Below are 17,149 nucleotides of genomic sequence, written 5' to 3'. Positions count from 1 at the left end.
ATTCTTACGCACTTGCATCCAGTGTGAGAAAACTACTCGGTGCCTTTTGTTTTGGCAACGATTTCTTCAGCGATGCTCTTAGGAACTTCTTCATAGTGAGAGAGTTCCATGGAGAACACGCCGCGTCCTTGAGTACCGGAACGAAGAGTTGTAGAGTAACCAAACATTTCAGACAAAGGTACCTTAGCACGGATGATTTGAGCTCCACTACGGGAATCCATACCTTCGATGCGGCCACGACGGGAGTTCAACATACCCATAACGTCACCCATGTACTCTTCTGGAACTGTTACTTCTACTTTCATGATAGGCTCAAGCAGAACTGGTTTACACTTGTCTTTAGCCGCTTTAAGCGCCATAGATCCGGCAATTTTAAATGCCATCTCATTGGAATCGACATCATGGTAAGATCCGTCTACGATTGTAGCCTTAACGTCTACAAGCGGGAAGCCTGCAATAACGCCGTTTTTCATTTGCTCTTCAATCCCTGACAGTGCAGGTTGAATGTATTCTCTTGGTACGGAACCACCGACAACCTTACTTTCGAACTGGCTGCCTGTACCAGGCTCGAGAGGTTCGAATTCAACCCATACGTGACCGTATTGACCACGACCACCGGATTGACGTACGAATTTACCTTCAACGCGCGCTGGAGCACGGAATGTTTCACGGTAAGCTACTTGTGGTTTACCCACAGTAGTTTCCACCTTGAACTCACGACGCATACGGTCGATGATGATATCAAGGTGAAGCTCACCCATACCTGCCAAGATTGTTTGGCCTGTTTCTTCATCAGTGTGAGCACGAAGAGTTGGATCCTCTTCTGTCAACTTACCGAGAGCAACACCCATTTTATCTTGGTCAGCTTTGGTTTTAGGTTCAACGGCGATTTCGATAACCGGATCAGGGAAGTTCATTGACTCCAAGATTACCGGGTTTTTCTCATCACATAGTGTATCACCTGTACCCGTATCTTTCAAACCTACTGCAGCTGCAATGTCACCGGAGTAAACTTCAGTGATCTCTTGACGGCTGTTCGCGTGCATTTGAAGGATACGACCGATACGCTCACGTTTGTTTTTGGTTGCATTCAATACATAAGAACCGGATTGAAGAACACCGGAGTATACGCGGAAGAATGTCAATTTACCAACGTAAGGGTCAGTCATGATTTTGAATGCCAATGCAGAGAATGGCTCTTCATCAGAGGACTTACGAACTGCTTCAGTTCCATCTTCGAGATGACCCGTGATTGATGGTACATCTGTTGGAGCTGGCAAGTAGTCGATAACAGCATCCAACATCAGTTGAACACCTTTGTTACGGTATGAGGAACCACAGATAACTGGGAAGATTTTAACTTCTACTACACCTTTACGGAGAGCGGCTTTGATCTCATCAATTGTGATCTCTTCGCCTTCCAGGTATTTCATAGTCAAATCTTCGTCTAGTTCAGCAACGCGCTCAATCAACTCGTTGCGAAGTTCTTCAACTTGATCTGCAAATTCTGCAGGAATTTCGGTTTCTTCGATATCTTGTCCCAGGTCATCTTTGTACATATGAGCCTTTTGAGCAACGATATCAATGATACCTTTGAAATCATTTTCAGCGCCGATTGGAAGTTGAATCGCAACAGCGTTCGCTTGAAGGCGATCACGCATGTCAGATACAACGTTCAGGAAGTCAGCACCGATGATATCCATTTTGTTTACATATGCGATACGAGGTACGCCGTACTTGTCAGCCTGTCTCCATACGGTTTCGGACTGAGGCTCAACGCCTTCTTTCGCACTGAATACACCAACTGCTCCGTCCAATACACGAAGGGAACGTTCAACTTCAACAGTGAAGTCAACGTGTCCCGGGGTATCAATGATATTAACGCGGTGACCTTTCCAAGCAGCGGTAGTCGCAGCGGAAGTAATCGTAATTCCGCGCTCCTGTTCTTGCTCCATCCAGTCCATTGTCGCAGCGCCTTCGTGAACTTCACCGATTTTGTGCGTACGGCCTGTGTAGAACAAGATCCGCTCAGTTGTCGTGGTTTTACCCGCATCAATATGAGCCATAATCCCGATATTACGTGTATTTTTCAAGGAGAACTCTCTAGCCATGAAATGGGTCTCCCTTCAAAATTGAAGTTATTTTTTATGAACTGAATCCTACCAACGGTAGTGAGCAAACGCTTTGTTCGCTTCAGCCATTTTGTGCGTATCTTCACGTTTTTTAACGGAAGCGCCTGTGTTGTTGGAAGCATCGATGATCTCAGCAGCCAAACGCTCTTCCATCGTTTTCTCACCGCGGTTGCGGGAGTAGTTTACGAGCCAACGTAATCCCAGAGCAGTACGTCTCTCTGGTTTAACCTCGATTGGTACTTGGTAGTTGGCACCGCCGACACGGCGAGCTTTAACTTCCAGGACTGGCATGATATTCTTGATAGCTGTCTCAAATACTTCCATTGGGTCATTACCCGTGCGTTCTTGGATCAACTTGAACGCATTATACAGAATGCTTTGAGCAACACCGCGTTTTCCGTCGAGCATGATGCGGTTGATCAAACGAGTAACCAACTTGGAGTTGTATACCGGATCTGGCAACACGTCTCTTTTTGTAACTGGACCTTTGCGTGGCATGGATATCCCCCTTTCTTTCTTGTTCAGCAGATCCTGTACCTTCCAGACCTAAGCCAGAAGGCTTCAGGATAATCTACTTATAATAGTTTAAGCTTTTTTAGCTTTTGGACGCTTAGCACCGTATTTAGAACGAGCTTGCATACGGTTGTTAACGCCTGCAGTATCGAGAGCTCCACGAACGATGTGATAACGAACCCCTGCAAGGTCTTTTACTTTACCTCCGCGGATCAATACCACACTGTGCTCTTGAAGGTTATGTCCGATTCCCGGGATATAAGCAGTTACCTCGAGACGGTTCGTCAAACGAACACGGGCATATTTACGAAGTGCAGAGTTCGGTTTACGTGGAGTCATTGTACCTACACGAGTGCAGACACCACGTTTTTGTGGGGCACTGATGTTAGTGGATTCACGTTTCAAAGCGTTGAATCCTTTTTGCAAAGCTGGTGATTTTGACTTATCAACTTTAGCTTGACGTCCTTTACGAACCAGTTGGTTAATAGTTGGCATTTGATTGCCACCCCCTTCCTCAATTATTCATGTTTCTTTATAAACCTCTTTTCGCTAAGTCCACAGACCCAGGCGGTTCATAAAAAGACAAATGAAAAGTTTTTGCCTTGGAGAATCACTAAAAGTTCTCGGACAAAAACGTTCCTTACCTTATGATTTTACGACTGCAGCCATTGCTGCCCCTACTCCAATCCCGCAAGCCTTGCCGAGATTTTTCATTGTGTCCACTTTCGTGCACTTCACATTGTGTTGTTCACACAAAGCAATGATTTTGGAAGTAAGCTGCGGATCACTATCTTCAGCCACATAGACTTCGGAAGCCATACCTGTCTGAACCATCCGCGTGGTCTGTTTGGTACCTATCTTGACATGAGCATCTTGCAAGCCTTTTTCATTAGACATTGTTCATTCCTCCGAATAGGACTAAATACAATCATCTACTCACGCACCTTTGATATATTAGCATCTAGAACAAACATTGTCAATGCTATCACCAAAACATTTTATCAAAAGTTTACGTACATCAGGAACGTCCATCTGTATTAAACAAACGTCCGCTCACTGACGTACAAAACCTTCGATTCTCTTCAAATGAAGAGCAATCTATTAATCAACCGAAACTGGCTCAAGTTCTTCTACTGAAGATTGGCCATCTTCTGGCTCAGCAAATTTGATGCTGCGATAACGGTTCATACCGGTACCTGCAGGAATCAGTTTACCGATGATTACATTCTCTTTAAGACCGAGCAACTGATCGACTTTACCTTTGATCGCTGCATCCGTCAAGACACGTGTAGTTTCTTGGAACGAAGCTGCTGAGAGGAAAGAGTCTGTTTCCAAGGATGCTTTCGTGATACCGAGCAAGATTGGTTTTGCAACCGCTGGCTCTTTATCACTAAGAATCGCAATTTTGTTAGCTCTTTCGTACTCATGCATATCAACGAACGATCCTGGCAACAGCGTTGTATCTCCTGCATCTACGATACGGATCTTACGCAGCATTTGACGGATCATAACTTCGACGTGCTTATCATTGATTTCTACGCCTTGGTTACGATATACGCGCTGTACTTCCTGCAAAATGTAGTTTTGCACACCACGTATGCCTTTAATGCGCAGCATTTCTTTCGGATCGATAGAACCATCTGTCAACTCGTCACCCGCTTCAATTTCCATGCCTTCGCTTACGCGGACACGGGAACCGTAGGTAACAGCATATACTTTGGATTCTGCTTCACCTTGAATTTCGATTTCACGACGATCTTTCGCTTCGCGAATCTCTTTAACCACACCATCAATCTCACTGATCGTTGCTTGACCCTTAGGATTACGAGCCTCAAACAACTCTTGGATACGCGGCAAACCTTGCGTGATATCGTCTCCGGCTACACCACCGGTATGGAATGTACGCATTGTAAGCTGGGTTCCTGGTTCACCAATGGATTGTGCTGCGATAATTCCAACTGCTTCACCGATCTCCACGTGTTTACCAGTCGCCAAGTTACGACCGTAACACTTCTTGCAGACACCATGACGAGCACGGCAGCTGAGTACAGAGCGGATTTGCAATTTAGTTATGCCCGCTTCAATGATAGCCTCTGCCTTGTCGGAGTCAATCAATTCATTGCGGCCTACAATAACTTCTTTCGTTTCTGGATGACGCAATGTCTCGAAGCAGTATCTGCCTTCAATACGGTCGTAGAGATCTTCAATAACCTCTTTACCATCCTGGATACGACTTACAGTGAATCCTTTATCTGTTCCACAATCATCTTCACGAACAATTACATCTTGTGCAACGTCTACGAGACGACGAGTCAGGTAACCTGAGTCCGCTGTACGTAGAGCCGTATCGGCCAAACCTTTACGCGCACCGTGAGTTGAGATGAAGTACTCGAGTACCGTCAGACCTTCACGGAAGTTCGATTTGATTGGGAGTTCGATAATTCGACCAGATGGGTTGGCCATCAGACCACGCATACCGCCCAATTGAGTGATTTGCGATTTGTTACCCCGCGCTTTGGAGTCAACCATCATCATGATGGAGTTGTAACGATCCATGGACTTCATCAAGATTTCAGTGATGTCATCTTTAGATTTTGACCAAATATCAATGATACGGTCATAGCGCTCTTCGTTTGTAATCAAACCACGACGGTATTGATTCGTAACGATTTGTGCTTTTTCCTCAGACAATCTAAGAATTTCGAACTTCTCAGGCGGAACGATAACGTCCGACACCGCAACGGTAATACCAGCACGAGTAGAGTATGTGAATCCAAGTTGTTTGATTTTATCCAAGATAACGGCTGTTTCCGTTGTGTGATAAATTTCAAAGCAACGTGCAATGATGGATCCGAGATATTCTTTGCCGACGCCACCAGCCAGAGGAGCATTCATGATAGCTTCTTTGAGGTCTGCGCCTTTCTCATATACGAATGAGTGATCGGCAGTACCTTGATAAAGGTTTGCACGAGTCGCATCATTGATATAAGGGAAGGTTGCCGGGAAAATTTCGTTAAAGATAATTTTACCGATCGTTGTCAGCAACATGCCCTCTTGTTGCTCTTCCGTGAAGCTTGTTTTACCAAGCGCCTTAACTGGAATAGCTACACGAGCATGCAGTCCAGCAGTACCACGTTGGTAAGCTGATACAGCCTCATTGACAGTACGCAGGATCATACCTGTGCCCTTTTCTTCCTTGTTGTCCATAGTGAGGTAGTAAGAACCAAGCACCATATCCTGGGAAGGAGTAACAACCGGTTTACCGTCTTTCGGGTTCAAAATGTTACCTGATGCAAGCATCAAGATACGCGCTTCCGCTTGAGCTTCAGCGGACAATGGAACGTGCACGGCCATTTGGTCACCGTCAAAGTCGGCGTTGTACGCCGTACATACTAGTGGGTGAAGACGAATCGCTTTACCTTCAACGAGAATCGGTTCAAATGCTTGAATACCGAGACGGTGAAGCGTAGGGGCACGGTTAAGCAGAACCGGATGCTCCTTAATTACTTCTTCAAGAACATCCCAAACTTCAGGACTTACACGCTCAACTTTACGTTTAGCGCTCTTGATGTTGTGGGCAAGCCCTTTATTTACAAGCTCTTTCATAACAAAAGGCTTGAACAATTCAAGTGCCATATCTTTTGGCAGACCACACTGATACATTTTCAGGTAAGGTCCAACAACGATAACGGAACGACCAGAATAGTCAACACGTTTACCGAGCAAGTTTTGACGGAAACGGCCTTGTTTACCTTTCAGCATGTGGCTGAGAGATTTCAAAGGACGGTTACCAGGACCTGTTACAGGGCGACCACGACGACCGTTATCGATCAATGCGTCAACAGCTTCCTGCAGCATCCGTTTTTCATTTTGCACGATAATATCTGGCGCGCCCAGATCAAGCAGACGTTTCAGACGGTTGTTCCGGTTAATTACACGGCGGTACAAGTCATTCAGGTCAGACGTAGCGAAACGTCCACCATCAAGCTGTACCATAGGACGAAGTTCCGGCGGAATCACAGGAAGTACATCCATGATCATCCACTCCGGCTTATTGCCAGAGTTACGGAAAGCTTCGATAACTTCCAAACGTTTAATTGCACGGTTACGGCGTTGTCCTTGTGCAGTACGGAGCTCTTCTTTCAAGAAATCAAGTTCTTTATCTACATCAAGATCTTGAAGCAATTTTTTAACTGCTTCTGCACCCATACCAGCTTGGAAACCATATCCGTATTTTTCACGGTAGCTGCGGTATTCTTTCTCGGACAACAGCTGTTTTTTCTCCAGTGGAGTTTCTCCTGGATCAGTTACTACATATGATGCAAAATAAATAATCTCCTCGAGAGATCTTGGAGACATATCCAAAGCGAGACCCATACGGCTCGGAATACCTTTGAAGTACCAAATGTGTGATACTGGAGCAGCGAGCTCGATATGACCCATCCGTTCACGACGAACTTTCGCACGTGTTACTTCAACGCCACAACGATCACAGACAACGCCTTTATAACGGACGCGTTTGTATTTACCGCAATGACATTCCCAGTCCTTTGTAGGGCCAAAAATCTTTTCGCAGAACAGCCCTTCTTTTTCCGGTTTCAACGTACGATAGTTGATCGTTTCCGGTTTTTTTACTTCTCCGCGGGACCAAGAACGAATTTTTTCTGGGGAAGCAAGCCCGATCTTCATGTATTCGAAATTGTTGACGTCCAACAAGGAGCAACCCTCCTTAACCAAGTCCTGTATTCTAGGTTACGCCCCCTCCGGCCGAAGCCGGAGCAAGACGCGAGCCTGATGAAAAACGCCGGTCATCATGCGCCCGAAGCGGTTACTCCGCTCCGACCTCTGTACCCTCAAGGTTGAGGCTGAGCTTATCGCTCGCAGCGTCATCTTCATCGTCCATTTCTTTCATTTCAATCTCTTGCTCATCTTCACTCAAAATCTTAACGTCCATACCTAAGCTTTGCAGCTCTTTGATCAATACTTTGAATGACTCAGGAACGCCTGGTTCCGGAACATTCTCACCTTTGACGATGGATTCATACGTTTTCACCCGACCAACAACATCATCGGACTTAACGGTCAAGATTTCTTGCAAGGTATAAGCTGCACCATAAGCCTCAAGCGCCCATACTTCCATCTCCCCGAAACGTTGTCCACCGAATTGGGCTTTACCACCCAATGGCTGTTGCGTAACGAGAGAGTAAGGACCTGTGGAACGGGCATGAATTTTATCATCAACCATGTGTGCCAGCTTGATCATGTGCATGACACCAACGGTAACTTCACGTTCAAACTCTTCACCTGTACGACCATCATACAGGACAGTTTTACCATTACGTTGCATTCCTGCTTCTTCCATCGTATCGAAGACGTCATACTCCTTCGCTCCGTCGAATACAGGAGTTGCTACGTGAATCCCCAACTGCATTGCTGCCATACCCAAGTGAACTTCAAGTACTTGACCGATGTTCATCCGGGAAGGTACGCCCAGTGGGTTAAGAACGATCTGAACAGGTGTACCATCCGGCAAGAAAGGCATATCTTCTTCCGGTAGGATACGAGCCACGACCCCTTTGTTACCGTGACGTCCGGCCATTTTATCACCCTCGGAGATTTTCCGTTTTTGGGCGATATACACACGAACGAGTTGGTTAACACCTGGAGGCAGCTCATCACCGTTCTCACGTGTGAACACTTTAACGTCTACTACGATTCCGTCCGTACCGTGAGGTACACGCAAGGAAGTATCACGTACTTCACGTGCTTTCTCACCGAAGATTGCGTGCAAGAGACGTTCTTCAGCTGTCAGCTCAGTTACACCTTTTGGCGTTACTTTACCAACTAGAATGTCGCCAGCACTGATCTCAGCACCGATTCGGATGATACCGCGCTCGTCAAGGTTACGTAGCGCTTCTTCCCCAACATTCGGGATATCACGTGTAATCTCTTCAGGTCCGAGCTTCGTATCACGCGCTTCTGACTCATATTCCTCGATATGGATGGATGTATATACATCTTCCTTAACAAGTTTTTCACTGAGCAAAATCGCATCCTCGTAGTTGTAACCTTCCCAAGTCATGAAGGCAACGACAACGTTACGTCCTAGAGCCAATTCACCCATTTCCGTTGAAGGACCATCTGCAAGGATGTCGCCAGCTTTGACAACAGCACCTCTTTTGACGATCGGACGTTGGTTAATGCATGTTCCTTGGTTCGAACGCATAAATTTGTGTAATTTATATTTAACAATATCGCCTTTGACTTCTTGGCCATCTACTTCTTCCAAACGACGGAGCCAGATCTCGTTCGCAGAAGAACGTTCGATAATCCCGTCATATTTGGAGACAATACATACACCAGAATCTTTTGCGGCTTTATGTTCCATACCTGTTCCGACAAGCGGAGCTTTAGGAATCAAGAGTGGAACGGCTTGCCGCTGCATGTTCGATCCCATAAGCGCACGGTTGGAGTCATCGTTCTCAAGGAACGGAATGAGCGCTGTAGCGACGGATACAACCTGCTTAGGAGATACGTCCATGTAGTCAACTCGCTCACTCGGCATCGTAAGGATGTTATCCGATTGCTTGTTGTAACGTACAATGATCGCTTCTTCAGCAAATGTTCCATCTTCATTCAGCTGCGCGTTCGCTTGAGCGACAACATAGTTGTCCTCTTCGTCTGCTGTCAGGTAATCGATCTGCTCAGTTACAACACCCGTCTTCGGATCTACCCAACGATACGGAGCTTCAATGAAACCATATTCGTTTACACGAGCAAACGTAGACAAGGAGTTGATCAGACCAATGTTCGGTCCCTCTGGTGTCTCGATCGGACACATCCGGCCATAGTGGGATGGATGCACGTCACGGACTTCCATGCCGGCACGCTCACGCGTCAAACCACCTGGTCCGAGTGCGGACAGACGACGTTTATGCGTCAACTCACCCAGTGGGTTCGTTTGATCCATAAACTGTGACAATTGAGAACTACCGAAGAACTCTTTAATCGATGCAATAACAGGACGTATGTTAATCAAAGCCTGAGGCGTGATTACGTTAGCATCCTGAATGGACATTCTCTCACGAACTACACGCTCCATACGGGACAAACCGATACGGAACTGGTTCTGCAAGAGTTCACCTACTGAACGCAGACGACGGTTACCCAGGTGATCGATATCATCTGTGCTACCGATGCCGTGCAGTAGATTAATGAAGTAACTGATTGATGAAATAATATCTGCCGGTGTGATGTTCTTAACTGATTTGTCAATGTTAGCATTGGCAATCAATTTAACAACTTTACCGTCTTCAATCGGTGAGAACACATCAATGGTTTGCATCGGGATATCATTGGCATCCAAAACACCGTTCGCCACATGATATGTGCGGAAACCAACGCTTTTCTCTAGGTGTGGCATGATCTCGTCGAGCAAACGACGGTCAACCATTTGACCTGCTTCAGCAATGATTTCACCAGTTTCGGTATCAACCAAAGACTCAGCCAAGCGTTGATTGAACAAGCGATTTTTGATGTGAAGTTTTTTGTTGATTTTGTAACGACCTACATTAGCCAGGTCATAACGTTTTGGATCAAAGAAACGCGCTACGAGCAAGCTCTTCGCATTATCAAGCGTAGGTGGCTCACCCGGACGAAGACGCTCATAAATTTCAATCAGCGCTTTCTCCGTGGAATCTGTGTTATCTTTATCCAGTGTGTTGCGGATATATTCGTCATTACCGAGCAGATCCAAAATCTCAGCGTCTGTGCCAAAACCAAGTGCACGCAGGAGAACCGTCACCGGTATTTTACGTGTGCGGTCGATCCGGACATAAACAACGTCCTTCGCGTCCATCTCCAGTTCGAGCCAAGCGCCGCGGTTAGGAATAACTGTCGCGGTATACGTCTTTTTGGCATTCTTATCTACTTTAGTGCTGAAGTAAACGCTAGGAGAGCGAACCAACTGGCTGACAATAACCCGTTCCGCACCATTAATAATAAATGTGCCAGTATCGGTCATCAGCGGGAAATCTCCCATGAATACTTCCTGCTCCTTGACTTCGCCGGTTTCCTTATTAATGAGCCGGACTTTGACCCGAAGCGGTGCTGCATAAGTAACGTCACGCTCTTTAGCGTCGTCTACTGTATACTTCGGTTCTCCGAGACTGTAATCGATAAATTCCAAAATCAAATTGCCTGTAAAATCCTGGATCGGCGAGATATCCTGGAACATTTCGCGCAACCCTTCCTCCAAAAACCAATCATAGGATTTTTGTTGGATTTCAATCAGGTTCGGAACTTCGAGTATCTCGTTAATTCGTGCATAACTGCGCCGAGTGCGTCGACCATATTGAACAAGATGTCCTGCCAACTTAAACTCACCCCTCAATGTCTACTCACTTTAAAAATTTCGTTGCGAACCTCTGTTTGTAACCTTATAATGGTACACATACAGAGCAAAGCAATGCATCCACAAATAAAGAAAAGCCCTTACTCGAAATGTCGTTCGAAAAAAGAGCAACTTTGATCGGCGGATGTCTTCCAAAACATTCTTATCCCCAGTTTGCCCAAAATGTACATATTATACGCCAAACGTTGGCATAATAAGCCCGTTCGGCGTAAAAAAAGGTTGACATTTTTAGTTAGCTAAAGCCAAGTAGGGCATCTTAATACTGACATTTTACAATAATACCACGACCTGAATTTCAAGTCAATAGTCCTATTGCAAAAAAAATGCTCCCCTGCTTACTTTACAAATCGGAAATCAACCTTCAGCGACTTCTTCCGTTTTCACCGCTTTGAAAATTCGGTAGCCTTTATCCTTTGTGACTTCCTCTACTCTTCCAAACAAAGACTCCAACTTCGATTTTGCCGAAGGAGCTCCCTGCTTCTTCTGAATAACGATCCACAACGAACCACCAACCTTCAAATGACGATGAGCCTGTTCAAATATAATATGAACCGTTTCTTTCCCAGCCCGTATAGGCGGATTGGTTAGTATAACGTCAAAGTCTTCCTTTTTCACTTCAGCCAGTAGATTACTTTGCATGACGGTAACATTGTTAATTCCATTCGCTTTTGCATTTTCCTTGGAAAGTTCAACAGCTCTCTCGTTGATATCAATCATGGTGACATGTCCATCCGGTACAAGCTTCGCTGCTGTAAGACCCATCGGTCCGTATCCGCAACCCACATCAAGAACGTGAGCTCCTGACGGAATCTCCATCACATCAATTAATACTCTGCTGCCATAATCAATTCCGTTCTTGGAAAATACACCAGCGTCTGTCACGAACCGCAGACTAAATCCACGAAGCATCGTTTCAGTTGCCTTCCGATCATGCGCTACTTGCGGTTTGTCCGAATAATAATGATTGGACATGCCCTCACTCACTTTCCATTTGCAATTACAGCAACAAACCCCTTGATATAAGTCAAGGGGTTTGTTGTTTTGTTCATTCAGCTTGTAAAAGCCAAATTATTTAACTTCGATTGTAGCGCCTGCTTCTTCCAATTTAGCTTTGATAGTTTCAGCTTCTTCTTTGCTTACTTTTTCTTTCAATGCTTTTGGAGCGTTGTCAACTACTTCTTTAGCTTCTTTCAAGCCAAGACCAGTGATTTCGCGAACTGCTTTGATAACGTTGATTTTGGAAGCGCCAGCGCTTGCCAAGATTACGTCGAACTCGGATTGCTCAGCTTCAGCTGCAGCAGCTCCGCCACCTGCAACAGCTACTGGAGCTGCAGCAGTTACGCCGAATTCTTCTTCGATTGCTTTAACAAGATCGTTCAGTTCCAGTACAGTCATGCCTTTGATTGCTTCCAAGATTTGCTCTTTACTCATGATTGAACCTCCATATATAATTTTTTTTTTTTGTATTTCGTTACTGCTAAGCAGTATTCAGATCAAGTAGCTTACGCGCCTTGTTCTTCTTTGTCTGCAACAGCTTTAACCGCAAGCGCGAAGTTGCGCACTGGCGCTTGAAGCACGCTGAGGAGCATGGAAAGGAGACCTTCGCGGGATGGAAGTTCTGCCAATGCCTTAACTTCTTCTTCTCCGATTACGCGACCTTCTACAACTGCACCTTTCAATTTCAGTGCATCGTTCTTTTTCGCGAAGTCGTTCAGAATTTTGGCTGGAGCAACAGCGTCTTCTCCGCTGAATGCAATTGCTGTAGGACCTGTAAGAACACTATCGAGTTCTGTCAGCTCTGCTGCAGCAGTTGCGCGGCGAAGCAACGTGTTTTTCAGCACTGAGAATTCGATTCCGGCTTCACGAAGCTGCTTACGCAGCTCAGTTACTTGGGCAACGTTCAATCCGCGATAGTCAACAACAACTGTAGTAGCGCTCTCGCGCAATTTTGCTGTAACCACATCAACGGACTCTTGTTTTGCTTGAATCACTTTTGCGTTTGCCAATCTGTACACCTCCTGATCAAATTTATCCCATTAAGAAAAGCCTCCGTAGAATCACGAAGGCTTGATATATACTCATCATCGATTTACATCGTTCTAAGTTCTATAATCACACCTCGGTAGGAAATTAAGCCTGATGGCACCTACTGTCTACGGCAAGCATATTCAAATGTCAACGGTCAGTCACTCGGACTCACAACTTTTATAGAATATCAGAACAGGACGAACCTGTCAAGAACATTTTATCTAAAAGCTGCTGCGTTCACGCGTGCACCAGGGCCCATCGTAGAAGAAATGCTAATATTCTTCAGATAAACACCTTTAGCTGCCGCCGGTTTAGCACGGTTCAAAGCATCCATGAGAGCTTTGAAGTTCTCATTGAGTTGCTCGTTAGAGAAAGATGCTTTACCGATCGGTGCGTGAATTTGACCTGCACGATCCAGACGATATTCGATTTTACCGGCTTTAATTTCTTGAACAGCCTTAGTTACGTCGAAAGTTACCGTTCCGGCTTTAGGGTTAGGCATTAGACCTTTACCGCCGAGCAGTCGGCCCAATTTACCTACTTCACTCATCATATCTGGTGTCGCTACGCAGACGTCGAATTCGAACCAGCCTTGTTGGATTTTGTTGATCATGTCTGCATCACCAACATAGTCCGCGCCAGCCGCTTCCGCTTCTTTCGCTTTGTCACCTTTTGCAAATACCAATACGCGTTGTGTTTTACCTGTGCCGTGTGGCAAGACAACAACACCACGTACAGCCTGGTCTTGCTTACGAGGGTCTACACCCAAACGTACTGCTGCTTCGATAGTTTCATCGAACTTTGCAGTGGCTGCCTTTTTCACAAGCTCTACAGCTTCTGAAGGCTCGTAAGTTGCTTCGCTGTCGATCAGCTTAGCAGCTTCCAGGTATTTTTTACCGTGTTTAGCCATGTTATATTCCTCCTTTGTGGTGTTAGCGGATATACCTCCCACATCAACCGGTCGCGAATCGACCGGTTTTACGAAGCTATGTTTCAGATGAAAATTAGTCTTCGATGGTGATACCCATGCTGCGGGCAGTACCTTCGACCATACGCATTGCGGACTCAACGTCTGCTGCATTCAGGTCAGGCATTTTTTGTTCCGCGATTTGACGTACCGCATCACGCTTAACGGTAGCGACTTTTTTCTTATTCGGCTCGCCGGATCCTTTTTCAACTTTAGCTGCCACTTTCAACAGAACTGCTGCTGGTGGAGTTTTAGTGATGAATGTAAAGGAACGGTCTTCGAATACAGAAATCTCAACTGGAATAATCAATCCCGCTTGATCGGCTGTACGAGCGTTGAATTCTTTACAGAATGCCATGATGTTGACACCTGCTTGACCCAATGCTGGACCTACCGGAGGCGCTGGATTCGCTTTACCTGCTGGAATCTGAAGTTTTACCATTTTGATTACCTTTTTTGCCATGATTGACACCTCCTTGCAAAATAGTGGTTAGCGAACCTCTCGGTTCTCCCACAAGAAACTTGAAGAAACTATATCTTCTCCACTTGTGTATATTCCAACTCAAGCGGTGTTTCCCGTCCAAACATGTTCACATGCACTTTCAACTTGCTTTTGTCTACCAAAATTTCTTCCACGGAGCCCACAAAATTCGCAAAAGGTCCAACTTTAATACGTACGGATTCCTTAATATCGAATTCAATTTTCGGCTTCGGTTCAACCATGCCCATATGCTTCAGAATTTGTTCCACTTCTTCAGGCAACAGTGCAGTTGGTTTGGACCCGGAACCTGTCGAACCGACAAATCCCGTAACACCTGGTGTGTTGCGAACAACATACCAAGAGTCATCCGTTTGGATCATTTCAACCAAGACATAACCGGGGTAAACTTTACGCATAACGGTCTTTTTCTTACCGTCTTTGTTCACCACTTCTTCTTCCATCGGAACAAGAACGCGGAAAATCTTGTCTTCCATGCCCATGGACTCTACGCGTTTTTCCAAATTGGCTTTGACCTTGTTCTCATACCCTGAATAGGTATGAACGACGTACCATCTTTTTTCCATATCAAGCCACCTGGGACCCTTCTTAAATAATCGCTTCGATCACAAAGGAGATGCCGATGTCAACGACCCAAAAAAACAGCGTCATAACCACAACAGTACCAAGAACAATCAACGTGTAGTTGGTAAGCTCTTTGCGATTAGGCCAGCGAACTTTTTTAAGTTCAGCCCAGCTTTCTGAGAAAAAGGAAATCAGAGATTTGAAACTTCGTTTCACGCCGACTACACCTCCCAAAAACTATCTGGTTTCGCGATGAGAAGTCTGCTCGTTACAAAACTTGCAAAATTTCTTCATCTCCATGCGGTCGGGGTGATTACGCTTGTTTTTTGTCGTTGTGTAATTTCTTTGTTTGCAGTTAGTACAAGCCAAAGTGATAATTACCCGCATGATGTACACCTCCCGAAGACTTCCGCTTAAGCAGAGTCTCTAAATTGATCCTAAAAAAAAAGCCGCGAATTTAGGCCTACCTAAAACACTTTATCATAAGGGTATAACCATGTCAACGAAAGAATAGCCTTTCATTACTGGGTAAAAGTTCCGCGTGTCTGCATTCGGCTGCTTATCTCTGATTTTCTCTCTTCTCCTACTTGGATCGAACGATTACTAGTATTATCAATCTTTTATTTTATAAACTTAAAGCAGCAAAAAAAGACTCAAACCCCGAGCCTTTTCCGTCAACGACAACAATTGTTCAATTATCTCGTACTTCCAAATACTTTTCAAGTTTTCGCTTCACACGCTGTAGCGCATTATCAATGGACTTCACATGTCTGTCCAGATCGACTGCGATTTCTTGATAAGATCTACCGTCAAGATACAACATTAACACTTTACGTTCCAGATCACTTAAAATCTCTGACATCTTATCTTCCAGGCCTACAAACTCTTCCTGATTAATGATAAGTTCCTCAGGATCGCTGACCTGGGTTCCACAAATCACATCGAGTAAGGTACGATCGGATTCTTCATCATAAATAGGCTTGTCCAGAGACACATATGAATTAAGTGGAATGTGCTTTTGACGTGTCGCTGTCTTAATCGCCGTAATGATCTGCCGTGTAATACACAGTTCAGCGAAAGCTTTGAACGAAGCCAATTTGTCACCCTTAAAATCTCGAATAGATTTATAGAGTCCAATCATTCCTTCTTGAATAATATCTTCCCGGTCTGCCCCAATCAGAAAATAAGATCTTGCCTTGGCGCGTACAAAGTTGCGATATTTGTTAATCAAAAACTCCAGCGCTTCGCTTTCACCTTCACGGACCGCTTCGACAATGTCTTCGTCACTTTGGTAATCATACTTTGATAACATGATATCTTTGAGGTCGACACTCACAGACAATCCCTCCGGCTGCAACGCAAGGTACCCCGTTACTCTACTCTATGAAATATAGGACAAGTATATATGATGCTACCTCACACCGTCAACCACGCTCTGCCTAAAAAAGAACATGAATAACATAATTGTCAAGACTTTCAATATTGTAATATCTGTAAAAAACAAGATTATTCCCTGCGCCAGCGCTCAAATTGTTTCAAAACATCTGGACTGAGTTTCCCCCCAAGTGTATTGCGTGTCGTTTGAGACTGCCTTTCTTCCAAACGTTTTTGCAGCTCTTTTTCGTTCTGCTCTACTTCAATCAGCAGTTCCCTAGCAGACACACGCAAAGCTCCCTGTCCAAAAATGACGTGTTGCTCTACCATATCACTTGTAGCCACATAGATTTGTCGTCTTCGCATACTGAGTTCCCGAACGAGTCTCTCAATGCATTCATCCGCCGTCTCTTTTTCCTTTGTGAAATAGATCTGTATTTTGCTCTGTGTAAAGGATTTGCCGAGTCCGGGCACGAGGTAGGCGTCAAAAACAACAATGACCTTCCGGCCAGAGAAGGCCTGATAGTCAGCAAGACGCGATAGAAGGCGGTTGCGCGCTTCTTCCAATCCACTTTGCGCTAACTTAGACAGCTCTGGCCAATCACCGATCATGTTGTACCCGTCTACAAGAAGCACATCACGGGAGTCAGCCATAGTTT

General features: G+C 45.2%; 16 protein-coding genes and 1 other annotated feature. All 16 genes read right to left on the bottom strand.

Annotation, left to right across the window (positions count from 1 at the left end):
* Positions 1 to 32 precede the first annotated feature (32 nt).
* Complete coding sequence (gene fusA / locus ASD24_RS16535; protein WP_056697681.1) at positions 33 to 2,111, bottom strand: elongation factor G; 2,079 nt, start codon at positions 2,109 to 2,111, stop codon at positions 33 to 35.
* 48 nt (positions 2,112 to 2,159) lie between these two features.
* Positions 2,160 to 2,630, bottom strand: coding sequence for a 30S ribosomal protein S7 (rpsG, locus tag ASD24_RS16530; protein ID WP_056697679.1), 471 nt, complete (start codon positions 2,628 to 2,630; stop codon positions 2,160 to 2,162).
* 87 nt (positions 2,631 to 2,717) lie between these two features.
* On the bottom strand, positions 2,718 to 3,140 hold the full coding sequence (gene rpsL, locus ASD24_RS16525) for a 30S ribosomal protein S12 (RefSeq protein ID WP_056697677.1): 423 nt from the start codon (positions 3,138 to 3,140) through the stop codon (positions 2,718 to 2,720).
* A gap of 150 nt (positions 3,141 to 3,290) precedes the next feature.
* Positions 3,291 to 3,542: a ribosomal L7Ae/L30e/S12e/Gadd45 family protein gene (locus ASD24_RS16520; protein ID WP_056697674.1), complete on the bottom strand. Its 252-nt coding sequence runs from the start codon at positions 3,540 to 3,542 to the stop codon at positions 3,291 to 3,293.
* A 204-nt stretch (positions 3,543 to 3,746) separates the two neighbouring features.
* Positions 3,747 to 7,361, bottom strand: coding sequence for a DNA-directed RNA polymerase subunit beta' (gene rpoC / locus ASD24_RS16515; RefSeq protein ID WP_056697670.1), 3,615 nt, complete (start codon positions 7,359 to 7,361; stop codon positions 3,747 to 3,749).
* Positions 7,362 to 7,473: 112 nt separating this feature from the next.
* Positions 7,474 to 11,019, bottom strand: a complete 3,546-nt coding sequence (gene rpoB / locus ASD24_RS16510; RefSeq protein ID WP_056697667.1) for a DNA-directed RNA polymerase subunit beta — start codon at positions 11,017 to 11,019, stop codon at positions 7,474 to 7,476.
* Between the two features lie 393 nt (positions 11,020 to 11,412).
* The gene (locus tag ASD24_RS16505) at positions 11,413 to 12,030 is read right to left on the bottom strand and encodes a class I SAM-dependent methyltransferase (RefSeq protein WP_056697665.1); all 618 of its coding nucleotides are present in this window, start codon (positions 12,028 to 12,030) and stop codon (positions 11,413 to 11,415) included.
* 96 nt (positions 12,031 to 12,126) lie between these two features.
* Complete coding sequence (rplL, locus tag ASD24_RS16500) at positions 12,127 to 12,489, bottom strand: 50S ribosomal protein L7/L12 (RefSeq protein WP_056697662.1); 363 nt, start codon at positions 12,487 to 12,489, stop codon at positions 12,127 to 12,129.
* A gap of 71 nt (positions 12,490 to 12,560) precedes the next feature.
* Positions 12,561 to 13,064: a 50S ribosomal protein L10 gene (gene rplJ, locus ASD24_RS16495; protein ID WP_056697660.1), complete on the bottom strand. Its 504-nt coding sequence runs from the start codon at positions 13,062 to 13,064 to the stop codon at positions 12,561 to 12,563.
* A 24-nt stretch (positions 13,065 to 13,088) separates the two neighbouring features.
* Positions 13,089 to 13,235: a sequence feature (ribosomal protein L10 leader region), on the bottom strand.
* Positions 13,236 to 13,303: 68 nt separating this feature from the next.
* Entirely contained in the window at positions 13,304 to 13,996 is a 693-nt protein-coding gene (rplA, locus tag ASD24_RS16490; protein ID WP_056697658.1) for a 50S ribosomal protein L1, read from the bottom strand.
* A gap of 94 nt (positions 13,997 to 14,090) precedes the next feature.
* Positions 14,091 to 14,516, bottom strand: a complete 426-nt coding sequence (gene rplK / locus ASD24_RS16485) for a 50S ribosomal protein L11 (protein WP_056697655.1) — start codon at positions 14,514 to 14,516, stop codon at positions 14,091 to 14,093.
* A 68-nt stretch (positions 14,517 to 14,584) separates the two neighbouring features.
* Positions 14,585 to 15,118 (bottom strand): transcription termination/antitermination protein NusG, encoded by a 534-nt coding sequence (nusG, locus tag ASD24_RS16480; protein WP_056697652.1) that lies wholly within the window; start codon positions 15,116 to 15,118, stop codon positions 14,585 to 14,587.
* Between the two features lie 22 nt (positions 15,119 to 15,140).
* Positions 15,141 to 15,332, bottom strand: a complete 192-nt coding sequence (gene secE, locus ASD24_RS16475) for a preprotein translocase subunit SecE (protein WP_056697649.1) — start codon at positions 15,330 to 15,332, stop codon at positions 15,141 to 15,143.
* Between the two features lie 21 nt (positions 15,333 to 15,353).
* Positions 15,354 to 15,503, bottom strand: a complete 150-nt coding sequence (gene rpmG, locus ASD24_RS29980; protein ID WP_072735843.1) for a 50S ribosomal protein L33 — start codon at positions 15,501 to 15,503, stop codon at positions 15,354 to 15,356.
* A gap of 304 nt (positions 15,504 to 15,807) precedes the next feature.
* A complete protein-coding gene (gene sigH, locus ASD24_RS16470) occupies positions 15,808 to 16,452 on the bottom strand; it encodes an RNA polymerase sporulation sigma factor SigH (RefSeq protein ID WP_024633601.1) in 645 nt (214 codons plus the stop codon).
* Between the two features lie 170 nt (positions 16,453 to 16,622).
* Positions 16,623 to 17,144, bottom strand: coding sequence for an NYN domain-containing protein (locus ASD24_RS16465; protein WP_056697646.1), 522 nt, complete (start codon positions 17,142 to 17,144; stop codon positions 16,623 to 16,625).
* Positions 17,145 to 17,149: the final 5 nt, after the last annotated feature.

Source organism: Paenibacillus sp. Root52, from assembly GCF_001426865.1.
GTDB lineage: Bacteria > Bacillota > Bacilli > Paenibacillales > Paenibacillaceae > Paenibacillus.
Note: the sequence above shows the minus strand (reverse complement) of the source record. Positions and strands in the feature narration are given on the sequence as shown.